At 66.9% G+C, this 24031-nt stretch carries 21 protein-coding genes; 3 read left to right on the forward strand and 18 right to left on the reverse strand.

The window, feature by feature from the left end; genetic code table 11:
* Positions 1-79: 79 nt before the first annotated feature.
* The 14 genes from LMA02_RS16675 to LMA02_RS16740 all read right to left on the reverse strand — a co-directional run bounded on the left by LMA02_RS16675 (position 80) and on the right by LMA02_RS16740 (position 16954).
* Complete coding sequence (locus LMA02_RS16675) at positions 80-787, reverse strand: GntR family transcriptional regulator (protein ID WP_168736206.1); 708 nt, start codon at positions 785-787, stop codon at positions 80-82.
* Between the two features lie 64 nt (positions 788-851).
* On the reverse strand, positions 852-1898 hold the full coding sequence (locus LMA02_RS16680; protein WP_228908786.1) for a proline racemase family protein: 1047 nt from the start codon (positions 1896-1898) through the stop codon (positions 852-854).
* Positions 1899-1913: 15 nt separating this feature from the next.
* Positions 1914-3395, reverse strand: a complete 1482-nt coding sequence (locus LMA02_RS16685) for an aldehyde dehydrogenase family protein (RefSeq protein WP_228908787.1) — start codon at positions 3393-3395, stop codon at positions 1914-1916.
* A gap of 15 nt (positions 3396-3410) precedes the next feature.
* Positions 3411-4703, reverse strand: coding sequence for an NAD(P)/FAD-dependent oxidoreductase (locus LMA02_RS16690; protein WP_228908788.1), 1293 nt, complete (start codon positions 4701-4703; stop codon positions 3411-3413).
* The gene (locus tag LMA02_RS16695; RefSeq protein WP_228908789.1) at positions 4700-5716 is read right to left on the reverse strand and encodes a 4-hydroxyproline epimerase; all 1017 of its coding nucleotides are present in this window, start codon (positions 5714-5716) and stop codon (positions 4700-4702) included. Before LMA02_RS16695 ends, LMA02_RS16690 begins: the two co-directional genes overlap by 4 nt.
* A gap of 63 nt (positions 5717-5779) precedes the next feature.
* Positions 5780-6658, reverse strand: a complete 879-nt coding sequence (locus LMA02_RS16700) for a dihydrodipicolinate synthase family protein (RefSeq protein WP_175791454.1) — start codon at positions 6656-6658, stop codon at positions 5780-5782.
* 37 nt (positions 6659-6695) lie between these two features.
* Positions 6696-7361, reverse strand: a complete 666-nt coding sequence (locus LMA02_RS16705) for an amino acid ABC transporter permease (RefSeq protein ID WP_228908790.1) — start codon at positions 7359-7361, stop codon at positions 6696-6698.
* A 10-nt stretch (positions 7362-7371) separates the two neighbouring features.
* Positions 7372-8043: an amino acid ABC transporter permease gene (locus tag LMA02_RS16710; protein WP_228908791.1), complete on the reverse strand. Its 672-nt coding sequence runs from the start codon at positions 8041-8043 to the stop codon at positions 7372-7374.
* Positions 8044-8053: 10 nt separating this feature from the next.
* Entirely contained in the window at positions 8054-8893 is an 840-nt protein-coding gene (locus LMA02_RS16715; protein ID WP_284888586.1) for an amino acid ABC transporter ATP-binding protein, read from the reverse strand.
* Positions 8894-8992: 99 nt separating this feature from the next.
* Positions 8993-9826: a substrate-binding periplasmic protein gene (locus tag LMA02_RS16720; protein WP_228908792.1), complete on the reverse strand. Its 834-nt coding sequence runs from the start codon at positions 9824-9826 to the stop codon at positions 8993-8995.
* A 325-nt stretch (positions 9827-10151) separates the two neighbouring features.
* The gene (locus LMA02_RS16725) at positions 10152-12518 is read right to left on the reverse strand and encodes a DNA polymerase II (protein WP_228908793.1); all 2367 of its coding nucleotides are present in this window, start codon (positions 12516-12518) and stop codon (positions 10152-10154) included.
* Between the two features lie 87 nt (positions 12519-12605).
* Positions 12606-14198 (reverse strand): ATP-binding protein, encoded by a 1593-nt coding sequence (locus tag LMA02_RS16730; RefSeq protein WP_228908794.1) that lies wholly within the window; start codon positions 14196-14198, stop codon positions 12606-12608.
* Positions 14199-14553: 355 nt separating this feature from the next.
* Positions 14554-16194: an EAL domain-containing protein gene (locus tag LMA02_RS16735; RefSeq protein ID WP_228908795.1), complete on the reverse strand. Its 1641-nt coding sequence runs from the start codon at positions 16192-16194 to the stop codon at positions 14554-14556.
* Between the two features lie 454 nt (positions 16195-16648).
* A complete protein-coding gene (locus LMA02_RS16740) occupies positions 16649-16954 on the reverse strand; it encodes a hypothetical protein (RefSeq protein ID WP_324251320.1) in 306 nt (101 codons plus the stop codon).
* A 240-nt stretch (positions 16955-17194) separates the two neighbouring features.
* On the opposite strand from LMA02_RS16740, the gene LMA02_RS16745 reads away from it, so the two are divergent.
* A complete protein-coding gene (locus LMA02_RS16745; RefSeq protein WP_228908797.1) occupies positions 17195-17539 on the forward strand; it encodes a transcriptional regulator in 345 nt (114 codons plus the stop codon).
* Between the two features lie 4 nt (positions 17540-17543).
* On the opposite strand, the gene LMA02_RS16750 is transcribed toward LMA02_RS16745, so the two are convergent.
* The 3 genes from LMA02_RS16750 to LMA02_RS16760 form a co-directional block, all read right to left on the reverse strand.
* Positions 17544-19181 (reverse strand): histidine-type phosphatase, encoded by a 1638-nt coding sequence (locus LMA02_RS16750; protein WP_228908798.1) that lies wholly within the window; start codon positions 19179-19181, stop codon positions 17544-17546.
* A 185-nt stretch (positions 19182-19366) separates the two neighbouring features.
* Positions 19367-19801 carry a hypothetical protein gene (locus LMA02_RS16755; RefSeq protein WP_011660023.1) on the reverse strand — a complete coding sequence of 145 codons (435 nt, stop codon included), beginning with the start codon at positions 19799-19801 and terminating at the stop codon, positions 19367-19369.
* Between the two features lie 327 nt (positions 19802-20128).
* Positions 20129-21487 (reverse strand): NAD(P)/FAD-dependent oxidoreductase, encoded by a 1359-nt coding sequence (locus LMA02_RS16760; RefSeq protein WP_228908799.1) that lies wholly within the window; start codon positions 21485-21487, stop codon positions 20129-20131.
* Positions 21488-21587: 100 nt separating this feature from the next.
* Here LMA02_RS16760 and LMA02_RS16765 point away from each other — a divergent pair, with 100 nt between their 5' ends.
* Complete coding sequence (locus LMA02_RS16765) at positions 21588-22541, forward strand: LysR family transcriptional regulator (RefSeq protein WP_228908800.1); 954 nt, start codon at positions 21588-21590, stop codon at positions 22539-22541.
* A 48-nt stretch (positions 22542-22589) separates the two neighbouring features.
* Here the strand turns inward: LMA02_RS16765 and LMA02_RS16770 are convergent, their stop codons facing one another.
* A complete protein-coding gene (locus LMA02_RS16770; protein ID WP_228908801.1) occupies positions 22590-22787 on the reverse strand; it encodes a hypothetical protein in 198 nt (65 codons plus the stop codon).
* A gap of 193 nt (positions 22788-22980) precedes the next feature.
* Here LMA02_RS16770 and LMA02_RS16775 point away from each other — a divergent pair, with 193 nt between their 5' ends.
* Entirely contained in the window at positions 22981-23904 is a 924-nt protein-coding gene (locus LMA02_RS16775) for an AraC family transcriptional regulator (protein WP_228908802.1), read from the forward strand.
* Positions 23905-24031 lie beyond the last annotated feature (127 nt).

Raw genomic sequence — 24031 nt, forward strand, 5'->3', positions numbered from 1 at the left:
CCTCCGGCCGCGGCGGGACGCGCGGCAGGGCGGTATTTTAGCCGGATGGGCGTGGTGCCGCCGGCCTCCGGTATTGCGCTTACAGCACCGCCATCGACTCCGTCATGTTCTGCCGCATGTAATCGAGGAAGCGCTTCTGGAACAGCATCGTGTGCTCGTGCGCGGCGCGCTCGGCGGCGTCCGCATCGCGCCGCACGATCGCGTCGATCAGTTCGTCGTGGTCGCGACCGAGCTTGGCGGCCGTCGGCGAGCTCACGGTGAAGTCGAAATGCAGATGAAGTAGGCGCTGCCCTTCGCCGAGCAGCCGCTCGTAGTAGCCGACGAAGTAGGGATTGTTCGCGGCATGCGCGATCGCCATGTGGAGCGCCTTGTTGGTCTCCGACATCGCCTGGAAGTCGCCGCTCGCGACGGCCGCCATGTAGACGTCGTCGGCCTTGCGGATTTTCGCGAGGTCGGCCTCGGAGCGCTGCGTGGCCGCGAGCCGCGTGACCGCGCGCTGGATCAGGTCGAGCGCCGAGATGTATTTCGGGAATTCCTCGATCTCGAACGGCGTGACGAGCGTCGTGCGATTCGGCAGGATCGTGACGAGCCCCTCGCTGCTCAGCCGCGCGATCGCGTCGCGCACCGGCGAACGCGACAGGCCGAACTGCGCGGCCAGCGAGATTTCGTCGAGCTGCACGCCGGGTTTCAGCTTGAGCGTCAGGATCTGCTTGCGCAATTCCTCATACACATACCGCCCGCCGTGCCGGCGGCCGCCACCTTCGGTTTCAACGGCCTCTTTGCTCATCTCGCCATCCTTCCTGTAATCGGCCCGGGTCGCCGGGCGCGCTCTCGAGTTTAGCATCGCGTCCTCACGTGCCTGACGGCGCGGATGGCCCGAATCCGTCGCCCCATGTGTCGCTGAGCATGAACCCGGCGGCCAGCGGATCATCGGGATCGACGCCGAGTTGCTGGAACCCGAACACCCAGGCGCGCCCGGTGACGCGCGGCAGTATGGCCGGCCGGCCGCCCACTTCGGTCGTACCCAGCAGTTCGACGCGGAATTCGCCGCCGATCGTGGAGCGCGATGTGAGGCAATCGCCGACCTGCACGCGCCCGCGCGCGGCGAGCGTCGCGAGATTGGCCGAGCTGCCGGTCCCGCACGGCGAGCGGTCGACGCGGCCGGGCGGCAGCGTCGTGCAGGTCTGGTACACCGTGTCGTCGACCCGGTTGCGGAACATCACGTACGCGACTTCGTTGATCTCCGGGATGAGCGGATGCTGCACGGCGACCTGCCGGTTGATGATCTCCCTGAGCCGCACACCGTGCGTCGCGAGTTGCCGCGCGTTGCCCGGCGCGATGTCCAGCCCGAGCTGGTCGACGTCGACGAGCGCGTAGTACACGCCGCCGAACGCGATGTCGGCCTTGATCGTGCCGAATTCCTCCGTGTGCACGTCGACGTCGAGGTGTTCGACGAACGACGGCACCATGTCGAGCGAGACGCCGACGCAGCGGCCGTCGCGGCACGCGGCCCGCGCGGTGACGAGCCCGGCCGGCGTGTCGAGGACGACGGTGGTTTCCGGTTCCTGCATCGGCACCATCCCGAGTTCGAGCAGCGAGGTCACGACGCAGATGCAGTTGCTGCCCGACATCGGATGCGCCTTGTCGGCCTGCAGCACGATGAAGCCCGCCTGCGCTTCCGGCCGCGTCGGCGGCAGCAGCAGGTTGACCGACATCTGCAGGCAGCCGCGCGGTTCGAGCACGACCAGGCGCCGCAAGCTGTCGTCGATCTCGTTGATGTGATTCATCTTGTCGAGCATGGTCTTGCCCGGCACGTCGAGGACGCCGCCGGTGATGACCTTGCCGATCTCGCCCTCGCAATGCACGTCGACGAGTTGCAGCGTTTTGTTCCAGCGCATGATCGATTCACCTTCCTACTTGATGTACCAGCCCCACGGCTTGTCGCTGTCGTAGCGCGTGATCTGCTTGATTTCGAGGTAGTTGTTCAGCCCCCACTCGCCGAGCTCGCGTCCGATCCCGCTCTGCTTGTAGCCGCCCCACGGCGCCTCCGTGAACGTCGGCTGCGAGCAGTTGATCCACACGATGCCCGCGCGCATCGCGCGTGCCACGCGCTCGCAGCGCGGCAGGTCGGCCGACATCACGGCCGCCGCGAGACCGAAGCGCGAATCGTTGGCCGAGCGAACCGCCTCGTCTTCCGTATCGAACGGCCGCACGCACACCACCGGCCCGAAAATTTCCTCGCGCCAGATCCAGCTGTCTTCCGGCACGTCGGCGAACACGGCCGGCTCGATGAAGTAGCCGCGTTCGAGATGCGCGGGCCGCCCGCCGCCCGCCACGAGCCGCGCGCCTTCGTCGCGGCCGCGCGCGATCGCTTCCCGCACCTTGTCGTACTGCCCGCGGCTCACCAGCGGGCCGAGCAGTACGCCTTCGTCGCGGCCGTTACCGATGGTGATTTTGCGCGCTTCCTGCGCGAGCCGCTCGACGAGCGGCGCGTACAGCGAGCGCTCGACGAGCACGCGCGACGTGGCCGAACACACTTCGCCCTGGTTCCAGAAGATGCCGAACAGGATCCACTCGACGGCCGCTTCGAGATCGCTGTCGCCGAACACGATGAACGGCGACTTGCCGCCGAGTTCGAGGCTGATGTTCTTGATGTCGCGCGCGGCGGCCTGCATGATCCGGCTGCCGGTCGGCACGCTGCCGGTGAACGCGAGCTTGTCGACGCCCGGATGCTCGGCGAGCGGCGCGCCGGCATCCGCGCCGAGGCCCGTCACGACGTTCAGCACGCCGGCCGGCAGCCCGGCCGCGTCGGCGATGCCAGCCAGCTCCAGTGCGGTGAGCGGCGTCAGCTCGGACGGCTTGAGCACCATCGTGCAGCCGGCCGCGAGCGCGGGCGCGACCTTCCACGCGGCCATCAGCAGCGGAAAATTCCACGGGATGATCGCGCCGGCCACGCCGATCGGCTCCTTGCGGACGACCGTGCTGAAGCGCTCGTCGGCGAGCGGCACGGGCGTTTCGGCGTTGCCGTCCAGTTGTTCGGCAAGCCCCGCGTAGAAGTCGAAGCAGCCGGCGGCATCGCCGAGATCCCACAGCGCTTCGGGCAGCGGCTTGCCGTTGTCGCGCACTTCGAGCTCGGCCAGCTCGGGCAGGCGGTCGCGGATGCCTTGCGCGATCGCGCGCAGCACGGCGGCGCGCTGTGCGCCGGTCATGCGCGGCCACGGGCCTTCGTCGAACGCGCGGCGCGCGGCGTCGACCGCGAGGTCGATGTCTTCGGCGGTGGCGGCCGCCACTTTCGCGATTACGGTTTCGTCGCTCGGGTCGAGCGTGTCGAAGGTCTGGCCGCGAACGGGCGCTACCCAGCGGCCGTCGATGAAAAGTCGTTCGTAGGAGTGCATGAAGGGTCTCGAATGTCAGGCGAAGCGATAAGCGCTGAAGGGCGACAGGTCCTGCCGCGTCGGACGGCCGGCCGCGAGGTCGCCGACCAGGCGGCCGGTCGTCGCGCCGAGCGTGAGGCCGAGCTGGCCGTGGCCGAATGCCATGATCACGTTCGGCAGCCGCTTCGAGCGGTCGATCACCGGTTTCGTGTCGGGCAGGAACGGCCGATAGCCGACGCCGTACTCGACGCGCGCGGTCCGCAGCTCGGGCAGGATGCGTTTGGCTTTCTCCAGGATGATGTCCGCGCGCCGGAAGTTCGGCGCCGCATCGCGGCCCGCGAACTCGATGGTGCCGCCGATCTGCAGCCCGCGCGTCATCGGGCTGAAGCAGAAGCCGCCGTCCGCATAGATCACGGAGTGGCGGAACTCGACGCCCGGGTCGGCGAGCAGCGCCTGGTAGCCGGCGATGCCTTCGAGCGGCACGCGCACGCCGAGCTGCCCGAAGAACTGCCGCGAACCGGTGCCGGCCGCGACGACGACATGATCGGCCGCGACGCGCTCGCCGCTCGCGAGCGTCACGCCGGTTGCGCGCCCGTCGGCTTCGTCGATGCGCGCGGCGTTCGCGCGGAGGCGGCGTCCGCCTTGCGCCTCGAAGCTGGCCGTCAGCGCCGCGATGAAGCCTTCGGTATCGTTGACCGCGCGCCAGTCGGGAAACAGCAGCCCGTGCCGGAACCGGCCGGCGAGGGCCGGTTCGAGATCGCCGATATCGGCGGCCGTCAGGAGCTGCGACGCGAAGCCGAGCGACTGCCGCAGCTCGAGATGCGGCTGTTCGTGCGCGATGCCGTCCGGATCGTCGAACACTTCGAGCACCGGCCGCTGGCCCAGCAGCGCGCGGTCGCCGCATGCATCGAGCAGCGGCGCATAGTCGGGATAGACGTCGTGCGTCAGCGTGGCCATCGCCTGCGCGATCGACACGATCCTCGCGTGACGGGCCGATGCGACGAACCGGAAGAACCACGGCAGGATGCCCGGCAGCGCGCCGGGCCGCAGCGCGAGCGGCCCCTTCTGGTCCATCAGCCAGCGCGGCACCTTCAGCAGGATGCCGGGCTTCGGCAGCGGAATGACCTCGCTGACGGCCATCTGCCCGCAGCTCCATTTCGCGGTGCTGTCGCCGGGCGCGGCGGGATCGATCAGCGTGACGGCGTGGCCGTCGCGTTGCAGATAGAGCGCGCAGCACACGCCGACGATTCCGCCGCCGATCACGACGGCCGTTTCATTGCGTGCTGTGCCGGGCGATGCGGGCGCGTGTTCTCGCGCAATCGCGTTCAATTGACGAACTCCTGCAGGCTGAAGCCGTGCGCGTACGGCTGGGACGAATCGACGCGATACTGCGCGCGCCCGGTGACCCACGCGCGTCCTTCGATGCTCGGCCGCACCGCGTCCAGCCCGCTGTTCAGACGCTCGACCGATTCCACGCGGCCGATGAAGCGGCTGCCGATCAGGCTCTCATGACAATACGCTTCACCCGCTTTCAGCCAGCCGCGCGCGAAGCGCTGCGCGACGCGTGCCGAGCTGCCGGTGCCGCACGGCGAACGGTCGACGAGGCTGTCGCCGGCGATCACCACCGCGCGCCCGTGCGCATCGTCCGCGATCGGCTTGCCGGTCCACATGCAGTGCCGCACGCCGCGAATCGCCGGATGATCGGGATGCACGACGTCGAGCGCATCGTTGACCGCGCGCTGCACGTTGCGGCCCCACGCGAGCAACTCGTCCGGCGTGAAGTGTTCGCAACCGGGGAAGTTCGGCTGGACCTCGACGATCGGATAGAAGTTGCCGCCGTATGCGATATCGACGGCCAGCGTGCCGAGCGCGGGAATCTCGATCGCGACGTCGCGCGCGAGCAGGAAGCTCGGCACGTTGGTGAAGCGCACCGAGCTCACGCGCGCGCCGTCCATCTCGTAGCGCGCGACGATCTGCCCGGCCGGCACGTCGACGGTGACGGTGCCCGGTTGCTTCGGCACGACGACGCGCTCCTCGATCGCGAACGCGATCGAGCCGATGGTCGCGTGGCCGCACATCGGCAGGCAGCCGGACGTCTCGATGAACAGCAGGCTGAAATCGGCGTTGTCGCTGACCGGCGGATAGAAGATCGTGCCCGACATGTGCGCATGGCCGCGCGGCTCCAGCATCAGCGTGCGGCGAATCCAGTCGTGATGCGCGACGAAATCCTCGCGGCGCGCGTTCATCGTCGCGCCCTGCAGCGTCGGCGCGCCGTCGATCACCATGCGCACCGGCATGCCTTCGGTATGGCCTTCGATACAGGTAAAGCTGTGAATCGTCATGTTGAGGTTCCTCGGTCGGCGTACCGGCGCCGATTGGCGCCGGTACGGATACGCATGACGGCCTTACGCCTGCGACGCCTCGAAGATCGCGCGGAACGCCGCCTTCTCGTCGTCCGTCAGCGGCTGCAGCGGCATGCGGGCGTTGCCGACCTTGAAGCCGGCCAGCTCGCAGCCGTACTTCACCTTCTGGATGAACTTGCCCGACTCCATGCTCGCCATCACCGGGAACAGTGAGCGCATCACATTCTGCGCGCCCGCGATGTCGCCTGCCGAGAATTTGTCGTAGAAGCTCACGACCTGTTTCGCGAAGCAGTTCGCCGGCCCGCAGATCCAGCTCGTCGCGCCCCACAGGAAGAAGTCGAGCGCCTGGTCGTCGGAGCCGCACGACAGCTGATAGTGGTCGCGGTACTTGCCGCCGATCTCGATCGCGCGCAGCAGGTTGCCGCTGCTTTCCTTGATGCCGATCACGCGCGGATGATCCTTGAACGCGTCGAGCACGCCGAAGCCGACCTCGACGTTCGTGCGCACCGGATAGTTGTACAGGATCACGTTCACGTCGGTCACCGCGGCGAGAATCGCGTCGTAGTGGCCGATCAGTTCGTCCTGCGACGGCAGCGCGTAGTACGGCGGCGCGATCAGGATGTTCGTGTAGCCGGCATCGCGCGCCTGGCGGACCTGCTCGATCACTTCGCGCGTCGACGAGCCGTTCGCGCCGGCGATCAGCGTGCCGCGGTTGCCGACCACTTCGCGCACGGTCTTCATCACCGCGCGGCGCTCGTCGTTCGTGAGCGCGTAGTACTCGCCGGTCGACCCCAGCGGCACGAAGCCGCTGACGCCCGCGGCGAGCTGATATTCGAGGATCGACGCGAGCGTGTCGTGATCGACCGCGCCCGCTGCATCGAACGGCGTGACGAGTGCGGGCAGAATGCCTTTCAGTTGCATGAGAGTTCTCCGGCTTGATGAGAGAGAGCGTTGCGAGTTAATAGGCATAGCGCCTGAGCATCCTGGACTCCACTACGCCGACCAGGCGGGTCAGCGGAAAGGCGACGAGGAAATAGATGACGGCGACGGTGGTCAGGAACTCGACGGGCCGCGCGGTGCTGTTCGACACGTTCTGGCCGACGAACATCAGGTCAGCGATCCCCACCGACGAGATGAGCGCGCTTTCCTTGAACAGGCTCACGACGTTCGACAGCAGCGGCGGGATCGCGCGCAGCAGCGCCTGCGGAAAGATCACGTAGACGATCTTCACGTGCGGCGACAGGCTGAGCGCGATGCACGCGTCGTGCTGCTCGCCGGCGATCGACTTCAGCGAACCGCGAAACGTCTCGCTCGTGATCGCGGCCATGTACAGCGTCAGCGAGATCAGCACCGACAGGTACGGCGGAATCGGCAGCCGCAGCACGACCGGGAAGCAGAAGAACACCCAGAACAGCTGGATCAGCAGCGGCGTGCCGCGGAAGAATTCGACGAACGCGGTGACCGGCCCGCGCAGCCAGCGCGACGGCGACATCCGCAGCAGGCTCAGCACGAAGCCGAGCAGGCTGCCGACGAGCGCGCACGTCACGGTGAATACGAGCGTCAGCCCGAGGCCTTTCGCGAGCACGAACCAGTACGGCCAGACGACGGAAAAATCGAGATTCACGACGGGCTCCTCAGCGCTGGACGGCGACGTCCTGGCGGCGCTCGATGACGTGGACGAGTTTCGCGATCGGCAGCGACAGCGCGAAATACACCAGCGCGACGACCGAGTAGGTTTCGAGCGGCCGGTACGCTTCGGTCGCGATGCTTTTCGCGACGTACATCAGGTCGGCCACCGCGACGATCGCCACCAGCGCGCTTTGCTGCAGGCTGCCGATGCCGTTGGTCAGCAGCACCGGCATCGCGCCGCGCAGCGCCTGCGGCAGCACGACGAAGATCGTGCGTTGCCACGGCCGCAGGCCCAGCGCCACCGCGGCATCGAGATGCTCCTTCGGCACCGCCTGCACGCCGGCGCGATACGCCTCCGCATTGAACGCGGTCAGGTTCAGGCCGAGCGCGAGCACGCCCATCGCGATCGGATCGATGAACACGTCGACCATCATCGGGATGCAGTAGAAGAACCAGATGATCTGCAGCAGCGCCGGCGTGCAGCGGAAGAATTCGATGAAGAGCCGGGCTGGCCAACGCACGATCGCCCAGCGGCTCATCGCGAGCAGACACAGCACGAAGCCGAACACGAGGCCCATCGCGTTCGCGGCGACGGCCAGCACGACGGTGACCTTCAGCCCGTCGACGAGCGCGCCGAGGCTGCCGGCGAGGAAGCTGAAATCGAAGTGGTAGTTCATGGCTTCGGCCTCAGTCGAGATGCAGGACTTTCTCGAGGAACTCCCGCGTGCGCGCTTCCTTCGGACACTTGAAGATCTGGTCCGGCGCGCCTTCCTCGACGATCTTGCCGTTCGCGCAGAACACGACGCGCGTGGCGATGTCCCGCGCGAAGTGCATGTCGTGGGTGACGATGATCATCGCCATCTTCTGCTCGGCGAGCTGCAGCATCACGTTCTGGACTTCCACGACCATCTCCGGATCGAGCGCGGACGTCACTTCATCGAACAGCATCAGCTTCGGTTCGAGCATCAGCGCGCGGGCGATCGCCACGCGCTGCTTCTGCCCGCCGGAGAGCTGGCTCGGATACGCATGCAGCTTGCTTTCCAGCCCGAGGCGCGCGAGATACGTGCGCGCACGCTCGGTCGCTTCCGCCTTCGACAGCCCGCCGACGCGTACCGGCGCGAGGATCAGGTTGCCAAGCACCGACAGGTGCGGAAACAGCGTGTAGTGCTGGAACACCATGCCGACCTGCTTCTGCAGCTTCGCGTCGATGCGCCAGCCGCCACGCGCGTCGCCGCCGCGGATGTACGACGCGCCCTGGAATGCGATCTCGCCGCGCTGGATGCCTTCCAGGCCCATCATCACGCGCAGCAGCGAACTCTTGCCGCTGCCGCTCGGGCCGATGATCACGAGTCGGTCGTCGGCGCGCATGTCGAGGCTCATGCCGTCCATGACGACGAGGTTCGGGCCGTACGCCTTGTGCACGTCGCGCAGCCGCACGAAATCGCCGTCGGGCGCGGACGCGGCCAAGCGCGTGGTCGAAAGGGGATGCATGGCCGACCTGACGGCCGTCGTGTGAGGCGACAACATGACTGTCTCTCCAGCGGCGCCCGACGTCGGCGCGCAAAATGCGAATCGGAAAATCGGCGCCCGCCGGCGATCCGTCGGGCCCGTCTGCGCGCTCGGCGCTTACTTGCCGGGGATGAGCATTGCTTGCACGGACGTCTTGATCAGACGGTTCACCGCGCCCGACTTGACCTGCTGGGCGAGGTAGCTGTTGAGCACGTCGAGATCGGCCTTCGGCGTGTCCTTGCGCAGGCCGAACGCCACTTCCTGCTGCGCGAGCGGCGGCGCGGGGTTGAAGCTGGCCGCCCAGTCCGGGTGCGCTTCCGTCAGCAGCATGTTGGTGATGTTCGCGTCGGCGAGCAGGTCGGCGCGCTTCGAGATCAGCGACAGGCGCGTCTCGTCGTTGCCCGGCAGCCGCATGATCCGCGCCTGTTTCAATTCGGCCGAAATCGCCTTGTCCTGCGACGTGCCGGACATCACCGCGACCGTGACGTTCGGCTTGTCGATGTCGGCGAGCGAGCGCACGTTCTTCGCGATCTTCGGGTTGTTCCTGTTGTAGACGAACGAGACGTTGTAGTCGGTCGCCGGCACGGAGAACGCGACGGCCTTCTCACGCTCGGGCGTGTCGTTCAGCGCGAGCGACAGGTCCCATTTGTCCGATTGCAGGCCGGCCACGATGTTGTCCCAGCTCGTGTCGACGAATTCGACCTTCACCTTCAGCACGTTCTGCCCGAAATCGCGGCACAGCTCCGAGAAGAAACCGCTGTAGGTGCCCGTCTTCGGGTCGCGCATCACGTACGGCGGCGCGACCGCGGCGCCGCAGCGCAGTACGCCGGCCTTCTTCACGGCGGCCCAGGCGTCGGGCCCGGCGGCATACGACGGAGCGGCCGAGACCAGCGCCGCGGCCGCCACGGTGCACGCGGCGATTTGACGGGTGAAACGAGACAGTCGATTCATGGTGACCTCACTTTGAGATGGGTAAACCCGTATGCCTGCTGTTTTCTCCACACATCGGTGTGTGTTTTGTTGTGTGCAACGTTGTGTGCATATTAGAAGGGCAAAAATCGGCGTGTCAACGAGAAGTTGTGCTGTGAGGTGGTCGGGTTTTCCCAGGGGCGTGGGCGGGGCGGGGCGCCGGGGCGAGCGGAAAAGGCGGGACGGCGCGGGGCCGGTTACATGAGGACGGAGAGAGGGAAGATCGGGGGATTGCGGCGGTCCGGCAGGCGGACGGCGGCGCGCGTGCGGCGCAAGGACGGCGCGTGATGTCGCCGCGCCGTCGATCTCAGAACAACTGCCCTTGCCCCGAAATCACGCGTTCGAAATCGTCGCGCAGGAACGGCAGGATCGCGTCGGCGACCGGTTGCAACTGGCGGCTCACGTAGAACGCGTAGTCGATCGGCGAGCGCATCGTCTCGAGCGGCTCCGGGCCGGCCGTCGTCATCACGTAGCTGATCCAGCCGCCGCGCTGGTACTGCAGCGGCCGGCCGCGCGCCTGGTTGAATTCGTCGGCGATCCGCGCGGCGCGCACATGCGGCGGCACGTTGCGCTGATATTCGCTCAAAGGCCGGCGCACGCGCTTGCGATAGATCAGTTGTGCGTCGTATTCGCCGGCGAGCGTGCGGCGCACATAGTCGCGAATGAAATCCTGGTACGGCTCGCGCTTGAACACGCGCCGGTAGAGCTCGCGCTGGAATATCTGCGCGAGCGGCGTCCAGTCGGTGCGCACCGTTTCGAGCCCCTTGAACACGAGGTCATCGTCGCCGTTCGCCGTGACCGCGAGGCCCGCATAGCGCTTCTTGCTGCCTTCCTCCGCGCCGCGCACCGTCGGCATCAGGAAGCGGCGGTAATGCCGCTCGTATTGCAGTTCGAGCGCGCTTTCCAGCCCGAAGCGATCGCGCAGGTGCGCTTGCCACCAGCGGTTCACCTGCTCGACGAGCGCGCGGCCCTTGGTGGCGGCGGCATCGTCGTCGTGCTCGCGCCCGAGCCACACGAAAGTCGAATCGGTGTCGCCGTAGATGACTTCGTAGCCCTGCGCCTCGATCAGCTCGCGCGTGCGATGCATGATCTCGTGGCCGCGCATCGTGATCGACGACGCGAGGCGCGGATCGAAGAACCGGCAGCCCGTCGAGCCGAGCACGCCGTAGAACGAATTCATGATGATCTTCAGCGCCTGCGACAGCGGTGCGTTGCGCTGGCGTTTCGCTTCGTCGCGGCCTTCTGACACGCGCCGCACGATGTCGGGCAGGCAATGCGCGGTACGCGAGAAGCGCGCGCCGAGAAAGCCCGGCACCGACGCGTCGTCGTCCGGGTGCGCGAGCCCTTCGATCAGCCCGGCCGGATCGATCAGGAACGTGCGGATGATCGACGGATAGAGGCTCTTGTAGTCGAACACGAGCACCGAGTCGTACAGCCCGGGCCGCGAATCCATCACGAAGCCGCCGGGGCTGTTCTGCCCGGTCACGTCGCCGAGGTTCGGCGCGACGTAGCCGAGCCGGTGCATGCGCGGCAGGTACAGGTGCGTGAACGCGGCGACCGAGCCGCCGGTGCGATCGGCCGCGAGGCCCGTGACGCTCGCGCGTTCGAGTGCGAAGGACAGCAGGTCGGCCTTCTCGAAGATGCGCGTGACGAGTTCGCAGTCCTTCAGGTTGTAGTGCGCGAGCGCGGGCTTGTCGTGATCGAAGCGGCGCTGGATCTCGTCCATCCGCTGATACGGATTGTCGACGGCCTTGCCTTCGCCGAGCAGCGACTGCGACACGTATTCGAGGCTGAACGACGGGAACGACCAGGTCGCCGATTTCAGCATGTCGATGCCGTCGAGGATCAGGCGGCCGGCCGCCCCCGCGAAGAAGTGGTCGGGCTGTTGACCATGCGCGCGCCACTCGAGCACGCTGCCGCCGCGTCCGAGCTTCAGCGGCACGCCGTATTGCTCCGCGTGCGCATGCAGGATGCGCAGGTCGAACTGCACGACGTTCCAGCCGATCACCGCATCGGGATCGTGCGCGCCGAACCAGTCGTTGAGCCGCGTGAGCATCTCGGCCCGGCTGTCGCAGTAGTCGAGCTGGAAGTCGACGGCCGGCGCGTTACCGTTGGGCGGCCCGAGCATGTAGACCTGCCGCTGCCCGCAGCCCTCGAGCGCGATCGAATACAACTCGCCGTGGACGCTCGTCTCGATGTCGAGCGACACGCAGCGCAGCGTCGGGCGATAGCCGGTCGCGGGTTTCAGTTCGCCGTCGGTCAGCGTGCCGTCGCGGCCGGCCGTGCCGCGAAACAGCACGGGCGCCGTGATGAAGCGCTCCATCGTGTAGCGGTCGGGCGGCTGGATGTCGGCTTCGTAGACGTCGACGCCGGCCGCGGCGAGGCGTTTCTGGAGCCCGGACAGATTGCGGTAGCGGCGGCAATAGAGGCCGGCGACGGCGCGCTGGCGGAAGTCACGCAGCGCGAGCGGGCGCAGTTCGGCATCGCGTTCGCCGGCCAGCGCGCGTTCGGCGAGCGCCTGCTGCTCGGCCGGCACGAACGCGACGGCTTCCTGCGGGCGCAACCGCACGCGGCGCGGGCCGTGTTCGGTTGCCAGCCAGAACTCGATCTCGATGCCGGACGCGGTGTCCCGCCAGTGGCGGGTGAGGATGAAGCCCTGCTCGAACTCCGTCAAAACGCTTGCTCGTGTGGATGCCCAGGCGGCGAATTTTAGCGCCTCTCGCGGCTCCCGCGCGTCGCTCCGCGGTGGCCGCGCCCATTGTCACAGCCGGCCGCGGCGCCGCGCATCGTCCTCCACACGCACGAGCAGGCTGTCCAGCGCCTCGATCGGAATCGGCTTCGCGAAATGATCGTGGAAGCCTGCGTCCGTGGTGTCCTGTCGGTCCGACGACCGTACATGTCCGGACAGTGCGACATAGTACGAATCGGGTGCGGCGCCGGTCGACCGTAACGCCTGGAGCAGCTCGAACCCGCTGACGTCCGGCATGCTGAGGTCGATCAGCATCAGATGCGGCGCGAATTCGCGGGCGAGCGGCAGTGCGTCGCGCGCGTGGTATGCGACGCGGGACGTGTGGCCCTTGATCTGCATCAGGATGGCGAGCGTGTCGGCCGATTCGCGGTTGTCGTCGACGATCAGGATGCGCAGCGAATGCGTGGGCGAAGGCGCCGGCGTTTTTTGCGCGTGCTCGACCACACGATTCGATTCCGCGACCGGCAGTCGGACGGTAAACGACGACCCCGCGCCGATCCCGGCGCTGTCAGCCGTGATGCTGCCACCGTGCAGGTCGACGAATTTCTTGCTGATCGCGAGCCCAAGCCCGAGCCCGCCGGGTGCGTGGCGCTCCGCGGCATGCTCCTGCTCGAACGGGTCGAAGATCGATTCCTGCGCGCCGGGCACGATGCCGATCCCGTAATCGACGATCTCGATCGCAACCACGCTCTGCTCGGTGCGCACGTGGATTTCGATGCGCTCGCCGTTCGGCGAATACTTCGACGCATTGTCGAGCAGGTTGTACAGCACCTGGACGAGCCGGACATCGTCGCCGTGAACGATCACGGGCGCGGGCGGCAGCCGCACGAGAATCTGCTGCCCGCGCGCGTCGACCTTCGGCTGAATGCCCTGCACGCTCCGGTACACGATATCGCGCACGTTCAGCGGCGCTTTCTTGAGTTCCACCTTGTCGGACTTGATACGTCCGATGTCGAGCAGATCGTCGACGAGCCGGACGAGCTGTTCGATCTGGCGATCCGCGATGTCCTTGCATTGCGTGAGCGCCGGGCCCAGTTCGGACGACGGCAGGCCTTGCAGGATTCCGATCGTATGCCGCAGCGGCGCGAGCTGGTTGCGCAGCTCGTGCGCGAGCGTCGCGATGAAGACGTCCAGCCGCCGCGTGGCCGCCTCGAGTTCCTCCACACGCTTGCGCTCGGTCATGTCGCGCGTGATCTTGATGAAGCCGCGCAACTGGTGCGACTCGTCGCGGACCGCCGTGATCGTCACGCTGGCCCAGAATCGCGAACCGTCCTTGCGGACGCGCCAGCTTTCGTCCTGGAAGTGACCGTACGCGGCGGCGGCTTCGAGCGCGTGCGCCGGGCGGCCGGCCGCGATCGCATCGGCCGGATAGAAGCGCGAGAAATGGCTGCCGACGATTTCGTCCGTCCGGAAACCCTTGATGCGCTCCGCGCCCGCGTTCCACGTCGCGACGTTGCCGTGCGGGTCGAGCATGAACACCGCGTAATCGGTGATCGACGCGACGACCGTCTGGAAGCGGAACTCCGCGTAGCGGTCGAGCAGCGGCTGTTCGTGCTGGGCCGGCTGGTGGTCCGAAGGGATGGGCTGCGGCTGGTCTGGCGTCATGATCGGAAAGCTCGTTTAACCTGTCGATCGCGCTGCGAATTCCATGACAGCGCCATGGATTCATACCCGGTCGCGCGGCGGTCAGCATCGCAGAGAGCATAGCTGTGAAAGGGCACCGGATCAAAGTGCCCGGACTCGCATGAGCGCGCGGCAGCCGGCGGGCATGGGGTGGCGGCATTCGCGTGGCCCCTGGGCAGGCGCGACGGATACGCACGCAAGGGGGCGGTGCGGCGATGGAGGTGCGCCGAACGTTCGGCCCCGCACGCGCCGCGCCGGCCGACACCCAAGCCGACACCCAAGCCGACACCTAAGCCGACACCTAAGCCGACACCTAAGCCGACACCTAAGCCGACACCTAAGCCGGCATCGGCGCGAAATCCTGCTTCAGGTCTTTCGGCCGCTGCGGCCGCTGATACAGGTAGCCCTGTGCATACTGAATCCCGACCGCATGCAGCGCGCGATGCTGCTCTTCCGTCTCCACGCCCTCGGCGATGATCTTCAGCTCGTAGTGGTGCGCGACGGCCGCGATGCCTTCGATCAGCCTGGCATTGCCGGTCGTCAGCTGCGAGATGAACTGACGATCGATCTTCACGTAGTCGAACGGAAAGCGCGACAGCATGTCGAGGTTGCTGTGATGCGTGCCGAAGTCGTCGATCGCGAATCTCGCGCCCGTCGCGCGCAGCGCGGCAAACATCGCGGTGGTGCGCGCATTCTTTTCGAGCAGGATGCGCTCGGTCACCTCGAGCACCAGCGTGAACCCCGGCGGAAGCCCGCGGATCGTCTCTTCGACGACGGACACGAAACGCGGGCGTTCGAGATCCTTCGGCGCGACGTTGATCGCGATGTGCAGCGGCATCGACGGCGCGAGCGTGGTCAGTTCCGACACGGCCGTGCGCAGCACGAACTCGGTCACCTTCGGCAGGATCGAGCTCGATTCGACCTGCGGGACGAACACGGCCGGGCTGATCGGCCCCCATTTCGGATGGTGCCAGCGCAGCAGCGCCTCGACGCCGACCGTCCTGCGCGTGTCGACGTCGACGATCGGTTGGTACACCACGTGAAACTCGTTGCGCTTCAGCGCATTGCGAACGGCCTTCAGCAATAGCCGGCGCGGCGCCATCGCGAGCAGGTACGCGGCCGCGACGAGGCCGTTCACCAGCAGCGCGATCGTCACGCAGATCAGCCGATAGTGCTGTTGCACCTGCCGAACGTAGGGTTCGGACGAGGTGACGGAAACCGTGAACGGCCACGCGCTCGAAGCGATCGTGCTGCCGGCCGACGGGGTCGCGTGGAACGCCGGCACGAACGCGCCATGCTGATCGAGACCGCCCGCGCCATTGACCGACAGCATCGCGGTTTCCGCGCCGAAGCGCGCACCGTGCGAGAGCATGTCGGCCACATAGTCGCCTTCGACCAGATAAAGCACGCCCGATTCGGGCGCGGTCGCACGAAACACCGCCAGCACGGGGACGCGATGCTGGAACGGTGTCTGCCGAAGCAGCGTGATGGCCGTCATCCCCGGCGGCGGGGCATGCACATACGCGTCCAGCGAGACATCGATCGAGCCCAGCGCCGACGAGCATGTGACGCGACCGTCGTTGGCCAGCGCGACGGCGCGCAGATAGCGCAGGTGAGTGCCTACTTCGGCGAGGGTCCTGAAGACCGTCGCGCATGGCCGTCCGACCAGCGCAGTCAATTCGGCCGGGTGCCGCGAGCGTACGCCGTCGAGGATGCGATCGACCGAGATCACGATGTCGTTCGCGACGACGCGCTCGTGCTCGGCAACCGAGTCGCGGGCGAGGCGTTCGGCCACGACGAGCGCCATCAAGAGCACGAGGATGCAGATGATCAATGCAACCGAGAAGACGATATGCGGCCACGCACCGCTGCGCTGGAATGCGGGTTTTGAGCCCGGCGGGGGTGTTTCTCCGATCGCGCTTGTTGTTGTATGCATGGCAATGCAGGTCGAACCGGTCGATGGATTGGCGCGGAGCATTTGCCGTGCCTGGCCGGGGCAACGGGGCTCGCGCCGATATCTGGACGCAAATCGATTCTACGCTTGCGGTACGCAAGCCAAGGCATCGCGACGGAGTCACTGGATTCGACGCGCATCGCTATACAACCATTCATTATGTATAGATATCGACGTCGCGCACCGAAAAAAAACCCGGCCGCATCGGTGTGCGGCCGGGTCGAAGAACACCGTCTCTTGGCACGAGGATGGTGCGCGGCAAGTATATGACGCGACGCACGATTGCGAAATATTGTTAGTCAACAAATGGTGCGATTTTGTGATTGACTCTCAACGGGAAATATTCGCGCAACACGGCGCCACCGCGATCTCTCGGCAATTTTCCGTCAACGCCATTCAACCCGCGCGATGTAGGGTTCTTCTTTCGGAGTCGGGGAATACCCGAGCATGACGGGCGCGCCGTCGGACCGGCCGCGCTTCAGAAATCGTTGCGCATCTTGTGGAGCAGGTCGCGGGGCGATTGGTGCGTGTCCACGGCGGTGAGGATGTCGGTCACGAACCACGGCAGGTTCAGTTGCGTGTCGGAATCGCCGACGCACACGCGGATCGGCGGGGCCTTCGACGTGGCGCGGGAGCCGGGCGCCGTGCCCGCGGAGGTTGAGGTGGAGGACGGTACGCAGTTTTTCGCTTGCTGCGGAACCGGCGACGCCGTACTGCCGGCGAGCGCCGGCAAGCTGGCGGCGGCAAGCACGATCAGGATGGCGAAAGGGGCGGCGCGTGTCATGTGATTCTCCGGCGATGCACGTTCGACACCGTCGGCGAACCGGAGTTCGAGATCGCCAGCGGCCGACCAAACGTCAAGAATCGTTTGGATCACCGGTCGGATGCTTGCGATGTGGAATGCGCTCATTTATCGTGCCGCCACGACGGCGCCGGCAAGTTCGACACGGCGCGTCAAGCCAGATCGCAAGGAGCATTCGTCATTACCGCATTCAATCGTCGCACGCATCTTCGTGCCTTTCTCGTGGCATCGATCACCTGTCTCAATCTGTCGCAGCCCGCGGCGGCGGCCTATACGGAATCGTGGATGAACGACCGCGACGTCAACGCATACGCGAAGCAGGTCAAGCATCCGCCCGTGGCCACGCGCAGTGCGACGGCCGTGAAGCCGGCGCAGCAAGCCGTTCGTTCGCCGTCGAAGGTGCCGGCCGCGGCGCATGCCGACGCGAAGCCCGCGTCGAAGACACACGCGGCGCCCGCGAAGACCCGCAAGGTTCAACATGCGGCCAGCACCGATCCGAAGGTGCACGCCGCCGCGAAACCGAAGGCCGCGGCGGCGGCACACACGAGCGTAACGATCCAGCGTTGACGCGTCACAGATATCCGTAACAGCGCTTCAACCCTGCATAGTCATAGAAATGACTCGCCGGCGCGATCTTCGCGCCGTCGCAGGCGGCCTGGAAATCCGTCTCGCGCTCGTTGTACAGCATCTTCACGATGAGCTGCGAGCCGTTGCGATACACGTCCCATTGCATGTTCGCGGCCATCGGCGACACCTGGTCGCCGCGCCACGGGTTGTTCGCATACGTGTAAGTCTGCGCCCGCGGCGTCGGCACGAACACGTTCTTCAGGTTCATGATCGACGCGAACGGAATCACGATTTCCGCATGCGTGAAGCGCAGTTTCGCGGCGCGCGTCAGGTCGCCGCGCGCGATCGCGTCCACCTCGTTGAAGAAGTCGTCCTGCAGCACCTTCGCCATTCGGTACGTGACCGGGTTCGCTTCCTGGATGCCGGGCCCCTTCTGGTAATAGTCCTCCGCGTCCTGCAGGTACGCGAGCGTCTGCGCCTGTTGCGCGCCGAGGTACTTCTCCATCGTGACGCCGCCCGTTTCGGCCGTCATCGCGGGCGCGACCTGCAGCAGGTTGTACAGCACGTTCACCGCATCGACGGCCGACGCGATCTTCGTCTTGCCGTCGCCCTTCAGCGTGTTGGTGAACTTGCCGTCCGACGACGTGAACGCGTAAGTGCCCGTGTTCGCGAATGTGTAGCCGTCGGTGCCGAGCTTCGCGATGAAGGCCTGCGACACCAGCGCGGCCAGCACCGTCTGCGCGACGTCCGCGACCTGCGGCGCCGCCTTGATCGTCTTCAACTTGTCCGCGACCGTCGCATCGCTCGAATAGGCCTGGTATGCCTGGCTCGCCTGACAGGTCGCGTAATACGGATCGGACGTATCGGTCACGAGATCGGTGGCCGGCTTCAGCGAATGGAAATACAGCAGGAAGCGGTTGGTGCCGGCGGGTTGCGCGACCGGCGCGCTCGCGGGATAGCCGGACGGCGCGGCCGGCAGCGTGATCGCGGCGGCGAGTGCCGGCTGCGCGGCGACGAGCGCGGCGGAGAAGTAGGTCGAACTGTCGACCGCGCGGTCCTGCCCCGAGTTCACGACGACGATCTGCCGGCCGCCCGACGCGAACAGCGCCGGCAGCCGCTGCGCGAGCCGCGCGGCGAGCTGCTGGTGTTCGCGGATGCCGGTTTGCGTGAGATTGCCGTAGCCGGGCGTTGAAATCCCCTGCACGCCGTAGCCGAGCAGTGCGTTGGCCTTCATCATCGCGTACGTGTCGGCCTTCAGCTGCGTGCCGAGCGCGGTCAGCGCGCCGTCGGCCTCGGCCTTGACCAGCATCGAATAGATTGCGCCGTCGTACTTGAAGCCTGACAGCCCGCGCGAGCCGTGCCGTGCAACGAGCTCGGTGTAGACCGGTGCATAGCCGGCCGGCGGCGCTTCGTAGGTTGTCGCGTCCTGCTGCGGACGATACGGCGTCTTCGTCTGGTAGTAGGTCGTCGCGGGTGCGGGCGTCGGTTCCGGCGTGGGTATGGGTTGAGGAGCTTGCGGAACCGGCTGCGCGCCGCTGTTGTCTGCCGACGTGGCGGGCGTGGTGGACGTCTCTCCGCCGCACGCGGCGAGCAGCAGGCAGAGGAGGGCGATGGCGGAGGCGGTGCGGGTCGGGCGTGTCATCGTGGCTTGAAACGGGCGGGACGAGGCGGGAAGCGCGTCGTTCCGTCTCCGGATGGGATCGGTTGAGACCGGAAGTGTTGCAAGCGACTTTGACAGCAGAATGTCAGGATTCGGTCGGGCAATCGTCGGCATTGCGCCGGATCGCGACCGGCCGGCGCGAGCCGGCCCGTGTGCAGGTGCTCAGTTCAGTGCACGCCTGCCGATGCGATCGATCGCACCGTGTCGGTGATGCGCACGCAACGCGACAGGCCGAACGTCTCGGCTTCGCGGCGTTCCGGTTCGCTGCTCGCGACCCCCACCGCGCGCTCGGGCGGCACGCCCAGCGCCTGCAGCGCGACGTCGAACGGATGCTGATTTGATACGGAGTCCTGCTGATTAGCGTCGGTCACGACGACCGAGAAGCGGTCGAGGTTCGCACGGCCGAACTGGCCTTCGAACATGTCGCTCAGCCGGGCGGCCGGTAGCGTCGTGACGAGACCGAGTCGATATCCATGCTCCGATGCGCTGTCGAGCCACTGGATGATCGCATCGCGCTGGTTGCGCGACTCGTGCGAATCCGGTGTCGCTTCGATCTGCGCGAATGCGGCGTCGAGACGGGTGACGATGGCTTCGATGACCACGGTGATTCCTCTCCTGAGACGTGACGATCCGTTCGCGGACGGGAATGCCACACACCTTAGCGCCGATCCGGAATAGGCGACCAATTAATATTTATATCCAACTCATACGATTCAACTAATGAATCGGGCGGCGCGCCATAGCCGGCGCGAAAGGCGCGCGATGCGATGTGTGCCGCATGATCTGCATCGTATCGATGGTCGTGAATGTGATGCACCAAAGGTGCGCGCACGATGAATGCACCGGGTGTGTGCATAAGAAAAAAAACGGCGTATCGGGCGAGGTGTGCCCGATACGCCGTCTTGCGATGCCGCGTGCGAACCCGCTGATCAGTGCAGCTTGATCGACGGCTGGTTGCGGCTTTGCAGCCAGTGGCTCAGCGACTGGAACAGCGCGCGCTTCAGTCCGTACACGCTGAACAGGTGCTTGCGGTACAGGAACTTGTACAGCCCGATCGCGGCGAGCCCGTCGACGATCAGCGAACGCGAACGCACGCCGAGGTCGGCCTGATACACGGCGCCGGCCTGGCCGAGCGACACGACGGTGCCCGCGTCGCGGAACGTGAAGCCCGCCACCGGCTTGCCGGCGAGGCGTCGCGCGAGCGCTTCGCCCAGGTACACGGCCTGCTGGTGCGCGACCTGCGCGCGCGGCGGCAGGAAACCGCTCGCATCGGCCGACGGGCACGCGGCGCAGTCACCGAACGCATACACATGCGGATCGTCGGGCGTCTGCAGCGTATCGGTCACGATCACCTGGTTCGATCGGTTGAGCGCGATGTCGCCGAGTTCCCGCAGGATCGCGGGGCCCGCGACGCCGGCCGCCCAGATCGTGATGTCGCTCGCGAGCCGCTCGCCGGTCGCGGTGATGACCGCATCCGCGCCGACTTCCGCGACGCGCGTATCCGTCAGCACGTCGACGTTCAGCGTGCGCAATTGCGCGTGCATCCTGGCCGACAGCCGATCGTCGAGCGCCGGCAGGATGCGCGGGCCGCCTTCGATCAGGCGGATGTGCACGTCGCGTGCGGACACCAGCGCCTTGAAGCGATACGTCGTCAGCTGCTGGATCGCGTGGCGCAACGCCGCGGCCAGTTCGACGCCCGTCGCGCCCGCGCCGATCACGTTGATGCAGATCGGTGCCGCGGGCCGCGCCGGCTGCTGCTCGGCCAGGTGGTTCGCCTTCGTGCAGGCGGCGAGGAACTTGCGGCGGAAATCCTCGGCCTGGTCGAGGTTTTCGAGCGGCAACGCGTGGCGCGCGGCGCCCGGCACGTTGAAGAAGTTCGTCACGCTGCCGACGGCCAGCACGAGATCGTCGTAGCCGAGTTCGCGCTGCGGCAGGATCTCCGTGCCGTCCGCGTCCTGCACCACGGCGATCGTCGCCGTGCGTGCCGCGCGGTCGACCCGGTGCAGCGCGCCCTGCACGAAGCGAAAGCCGTGGCGCTTCGCCTGTGCCGCGTATTCGATCGTGTGCGAGGCCGGATCGCGATGGCCGGAGGCGGCTTCGTGCAGCAGCGGCTTCCAGAAGTGCGTCGGATAGCGGTCGACGAGCACGACGTCGGCTTGCCCGCGGCGGCCCAACGTGTCGCCGAGGCGCGTGGCGAGCTGCAGGCCGCCGGCGCCGCCGCCGACGATCACGATGCGCGGCACGCGCGGTGCGCGATCCGTTGCAAGGGTAGGCGTGATGTTGTCCATGTTGTGGCTCCCGCTGATGACGATTCGGATGACATTGCTCAAGAACCGACGATATAGTTTCGAACCTACTAGAACAATTTAATGTTTATAAGCGACTCATATGTATTCACTTATAGGAAAGACCGCGACGTTCCGGCAGCTGAAGGCGCTGGACATGATTGCGCGGCTCGGCAGCGTGTCGCGCGCGGCCGAGGAGCTGAACCTGACGCAGCCGGCCGTGTCGCTGCAGGTTCGCCTGCTCGAGCAGGCGGTGTGCGCCGCGCTGCTGCAGCGGGTGGGGCGCGGCGTGCAGCTCACCGCGGCCGGTGAAATCGTGTCGCGCTATGCGCGCGAGATCCTGCATCTGTGGAGCGAGGCCGGCGACGAAGTGGCCGCGCTGACGGGCGATCTCGGCGGCACGCTGCGGATCGGCGCGATCACGACGGCCGAGTACCTGATCCCGCCGCTGCTGGTGAAGTTCACCGCGACGCGCCCGCACGTGAAGACGTATTTCAAGGTCGGTAATCGCGACGACATCATCCGCATGCTCGCGACGCATGAAATCGATCTCGCGGTAATGGGCAGCGCGCCGAAGGAGCTGCGCACGCACGCGGTCGAGTTCGCGAAGCATCCGATGGTGTTCGTCGCGGCGCCCGGCCATCCGCTGATGCAGCGCAAGCGCGTCGCGCTGAAGGATCTCGAATCCGCGCACCTGCTCGTACGCGAGCGCGGCGCGGGTACGCGCTCGACCGTCGAGAGCCTGTTCAAGACGTCCGGCTACCGCTTCCATGTGGGCTCCGAACTGTCGAGCAACGAGGCGATCAAGCAGATGGCCGAAGCGGGGCTCGGTATCGCGTTCCTGTCGTTGCACGCGTGTGCACTCGAGCTGCGCACCGGGCTGCTCGGGCAACTGCCGTTTCCGGGCAATCCGATCGTGCGCGAGTGGTACGTGATCACGCTCGCCGACCGGCGGATCTCGCAGGTGACGGGGCTGTTTCGCGATTTCCTGATCAAGCAGGGCGCGCCGGTGATCGACGGCGCGACGGTCGCGTCGCACGAGCGGCGGCGCAAGTAGGCGGATGAGGGCGGCGGAGTGCGGCCGCGGCGCCGTGCGTGTCAACCGTCAGACGAGCCCGAAGTCGTCGTTGCTGTCGGGAATCGACGCGAGCAGCCGTTCGAGCCGGTACCAGCCGATCATGCGCAGGCACCACGACGCGATAGCGATCCGATCGTGACGGGGCGCCGGCTGGGCAGGACGGCGGGCGCCGCGGGACGGTGAAGCGGTGGTGAACGCCGCGCGTTGCGGGCAGTAATGGGGCATGACGGTCTCCGGAGGTGTCGGATGACGCCATCGTAAGCGGTGCTGCGCCGGTCGGCGCGCACGCAAGGATGGGCCGGAGCAGAAACGGATGATCATTTTTCCGCGTCGCGCGGGAATGGCCGTGCAAGCCCGGCGAGCGTCCGGAAAAAGCGTCACAATGCGCGTTCGACCCACGACCTGGTGGAGAAGAACCATGAGCGATCCGATTCTCGCCGCGCCGACCGACAACGGCGTGCCGGTCAGCCTGCGCTCGAGCCGCGGGCTTGGCTGGCACGGCTTCGGCGCGTCGCTGCTGGAGATTCGCGCGGGCACGTACCGGATCCCGGCCGCCGAGCATCACCGCATCGGCGTGCATATCGGCTCGCCCGTGCGCGCGGATTGCGTGTGCGACGGCGCACGCGTGTCGCGCATCCAGGCGCATGGTGACGTCGACGTGATTCCCGCCGGCCTGCCGGGCGAATGGACCGACAGCGCCGACTGCCGGATCCTGCACATCGCGCTCAGCGATACGTTCGTGCGGCGCACGTTCGACCAGCTCGAGCTGAAGCCGTCGCAGGCGCAGATCCGCCGCCGGCTGCAGGTGCGCGATCCGCGGCTGCAGCACATCGCATGGGCGATGGCCGCCGAACTCGAAGCGGAAGACGCGTCGGACCCGCTCTATGCGGAGAGCCTGTGCACGGCGCTCGTCGCGCGGCTGGCCGACAGCCAGCCGGCGTTCCGCGAGCACCGGCGTACGCTCGCGCCGAAGGCGGCGGCGCGCGTGATCGACTATGTCGAGGCCAACCTCGAGCGCCGCATGACGCTCGCCGAACTCGCGGCGCTCGTGTCGATCAGCGTGCCGCATTTCAAGGTGCTGTTTCGCGAGACGCTCGGGATGCCGGTGCATCAGTACGTGGTGCGGCGTCGGGTCGAGCGCGCGAAGGCGTTGTTGCTCGAAGGCCGGCTCGGCATCAGCCAGATCGCGCTCGAAGCGGGTTTCGCGCATCAGAGCCACATGGCGAACTGGATGAATCGCGTGCTGGGTGCGACGCCGACGGAGATCGCGCGGTCGGGCGCGCGCGGCGGGCTACGGCTCGCCTACGACGGCGAGGACGACACGCCGGCGACCAGGCGATAGCCGCCGACGAACCGGCGGGTCGTGCCGTACGATCCGCGTGCGGCGCTCGCATCCCGTCATCCTTTCCTGCTCACTTCATCCGTTCCTGCGCGCCGTCCCGGCCGCGCGTGCCGACAATCATCTCACC

The organism is Burkholderia sp. B21-005, from assembly GCF_020843965.1.
GTDB classification, from domain to species: domain Bacteria; phylum Pseudomonadota; class Gammaproteobacteria; order Burkholderiales; family Burkholderiaceae; genus Burkholderia; species Burkholderia ambifaria.

Bases quoted from the DNA above. Each gene is read 5' to 3' on its own strand.
- LMA02_RS16675 (WP_168736206.1), bottom strand. From the start codon at position 787: ATGAGCAAAGAGGCCGTTGAAACCGAAGGTGGCGGCCGCCGGCACGGC.
- LMA02_RS16680 (WP_228908786.1), bottom strand. From the start codon at position 1,898: ATGCGCTGGAACAAAACGCTGCAACTCGTCGACGTGCATTGCGAGGGC.
- LMA02_RS16685 (WP_228908787.1), bottom strand. From the start codon at position 3,395: ATGCACTCCTACGAACGACTTTTCATCGACGGCCGCTGGGTAGCGCCC.
- LMA02_RS16695 (WP_228908789.1), bottom strand. From the start codon at position 5,716: ATGACGATTCACAGCTTTACCTGTATCGAAGGCCATACCGAAGGCATG.
- LMA02_RS16700 (WP_175791454.1), bottom strand. From the start codon at position 6,658: ATGCAACTGAAAGGCATTCTGCCCGCACTCGTCACGCCGTTCGATGCA.
- LMA02_RS16710 (WP_228908791.1), bottom strand. From the start codon at position 8,043: ATGAACTACCACTTCGATTTCAGCTTCCTCGCCGGCAGCCTCGGCGCG.
- LMA02_RS16715 (WP_284888586.1), bottom strand. From the start codon at position 8,893: ATGTTGTCGCCTCACACGACGGCCGTCAGGTCGGCCATGCATCCCCTT.
- LMA02_RS16720 (WP_228908792.1), bottom strand. From the start codon at position 9,826: ATGAATCGACTGTCTCGTTTCACCCGTCAAATCGCCGCGTGCACCGTG.
- LMA02_RS16730 (WP_228908794.1), bottom strand. From the start codon at position 14,198: ATGACGCCAGACCAGCCGCAGCCCATCCCTTCGGACCACCAGCCGGCC.
- LMA02_RS16735 (WP_228908795.1), bottom strand. From the start codon at position 16,194: ATGCTCCGCGCCAATCCATCGACCGGTTCGACCTGCATTGCCATGCAT.
- LMA02_RS16740 (WP_324251320.1), bottom strand. From the start codon at position 16,954: ATGACACGCGCCGCCCCTTTCGCCATCCTGATCGTGCTTGCCGCCGCC.
- LMA02_RS16750 (WP_228908798.1), bottom strand. From the start codon at position 19,181: ATGACACGCCCGACCCGCACCGCCTCCGCCATCGCCCTCCTCTGCCTG.
- LMA02_RS16760 (WP_228908799.1), bottom strand. From the start codon at position 21,487: ATGGACAACATCACGCCTACCCTTGCAACGGATCGCGCACCGCGCGTG.
- LMA02_RS16765 (WP_228908800.1), top strand. From the start codon at position 21,588: ATGTATTCACTTATAGGAAAGACCGCGACGTTCCGGCAGCTGAAGGCG.
- LMA02_RS16770 (WP_228908801.1), bottom strand. From the start codon at position 22,787: ATGCCCCATTACTGCCCGCAACGCGCGGCGTTCACCACCGCTTCACCG.
- LMA02_RS16775 (WP_228908802.1), top strand. From the start codon at position 22,981: ATGAGCGATCCGATTCTCGCCGCGCCGACCGACAACGGCGTGCCGGTC.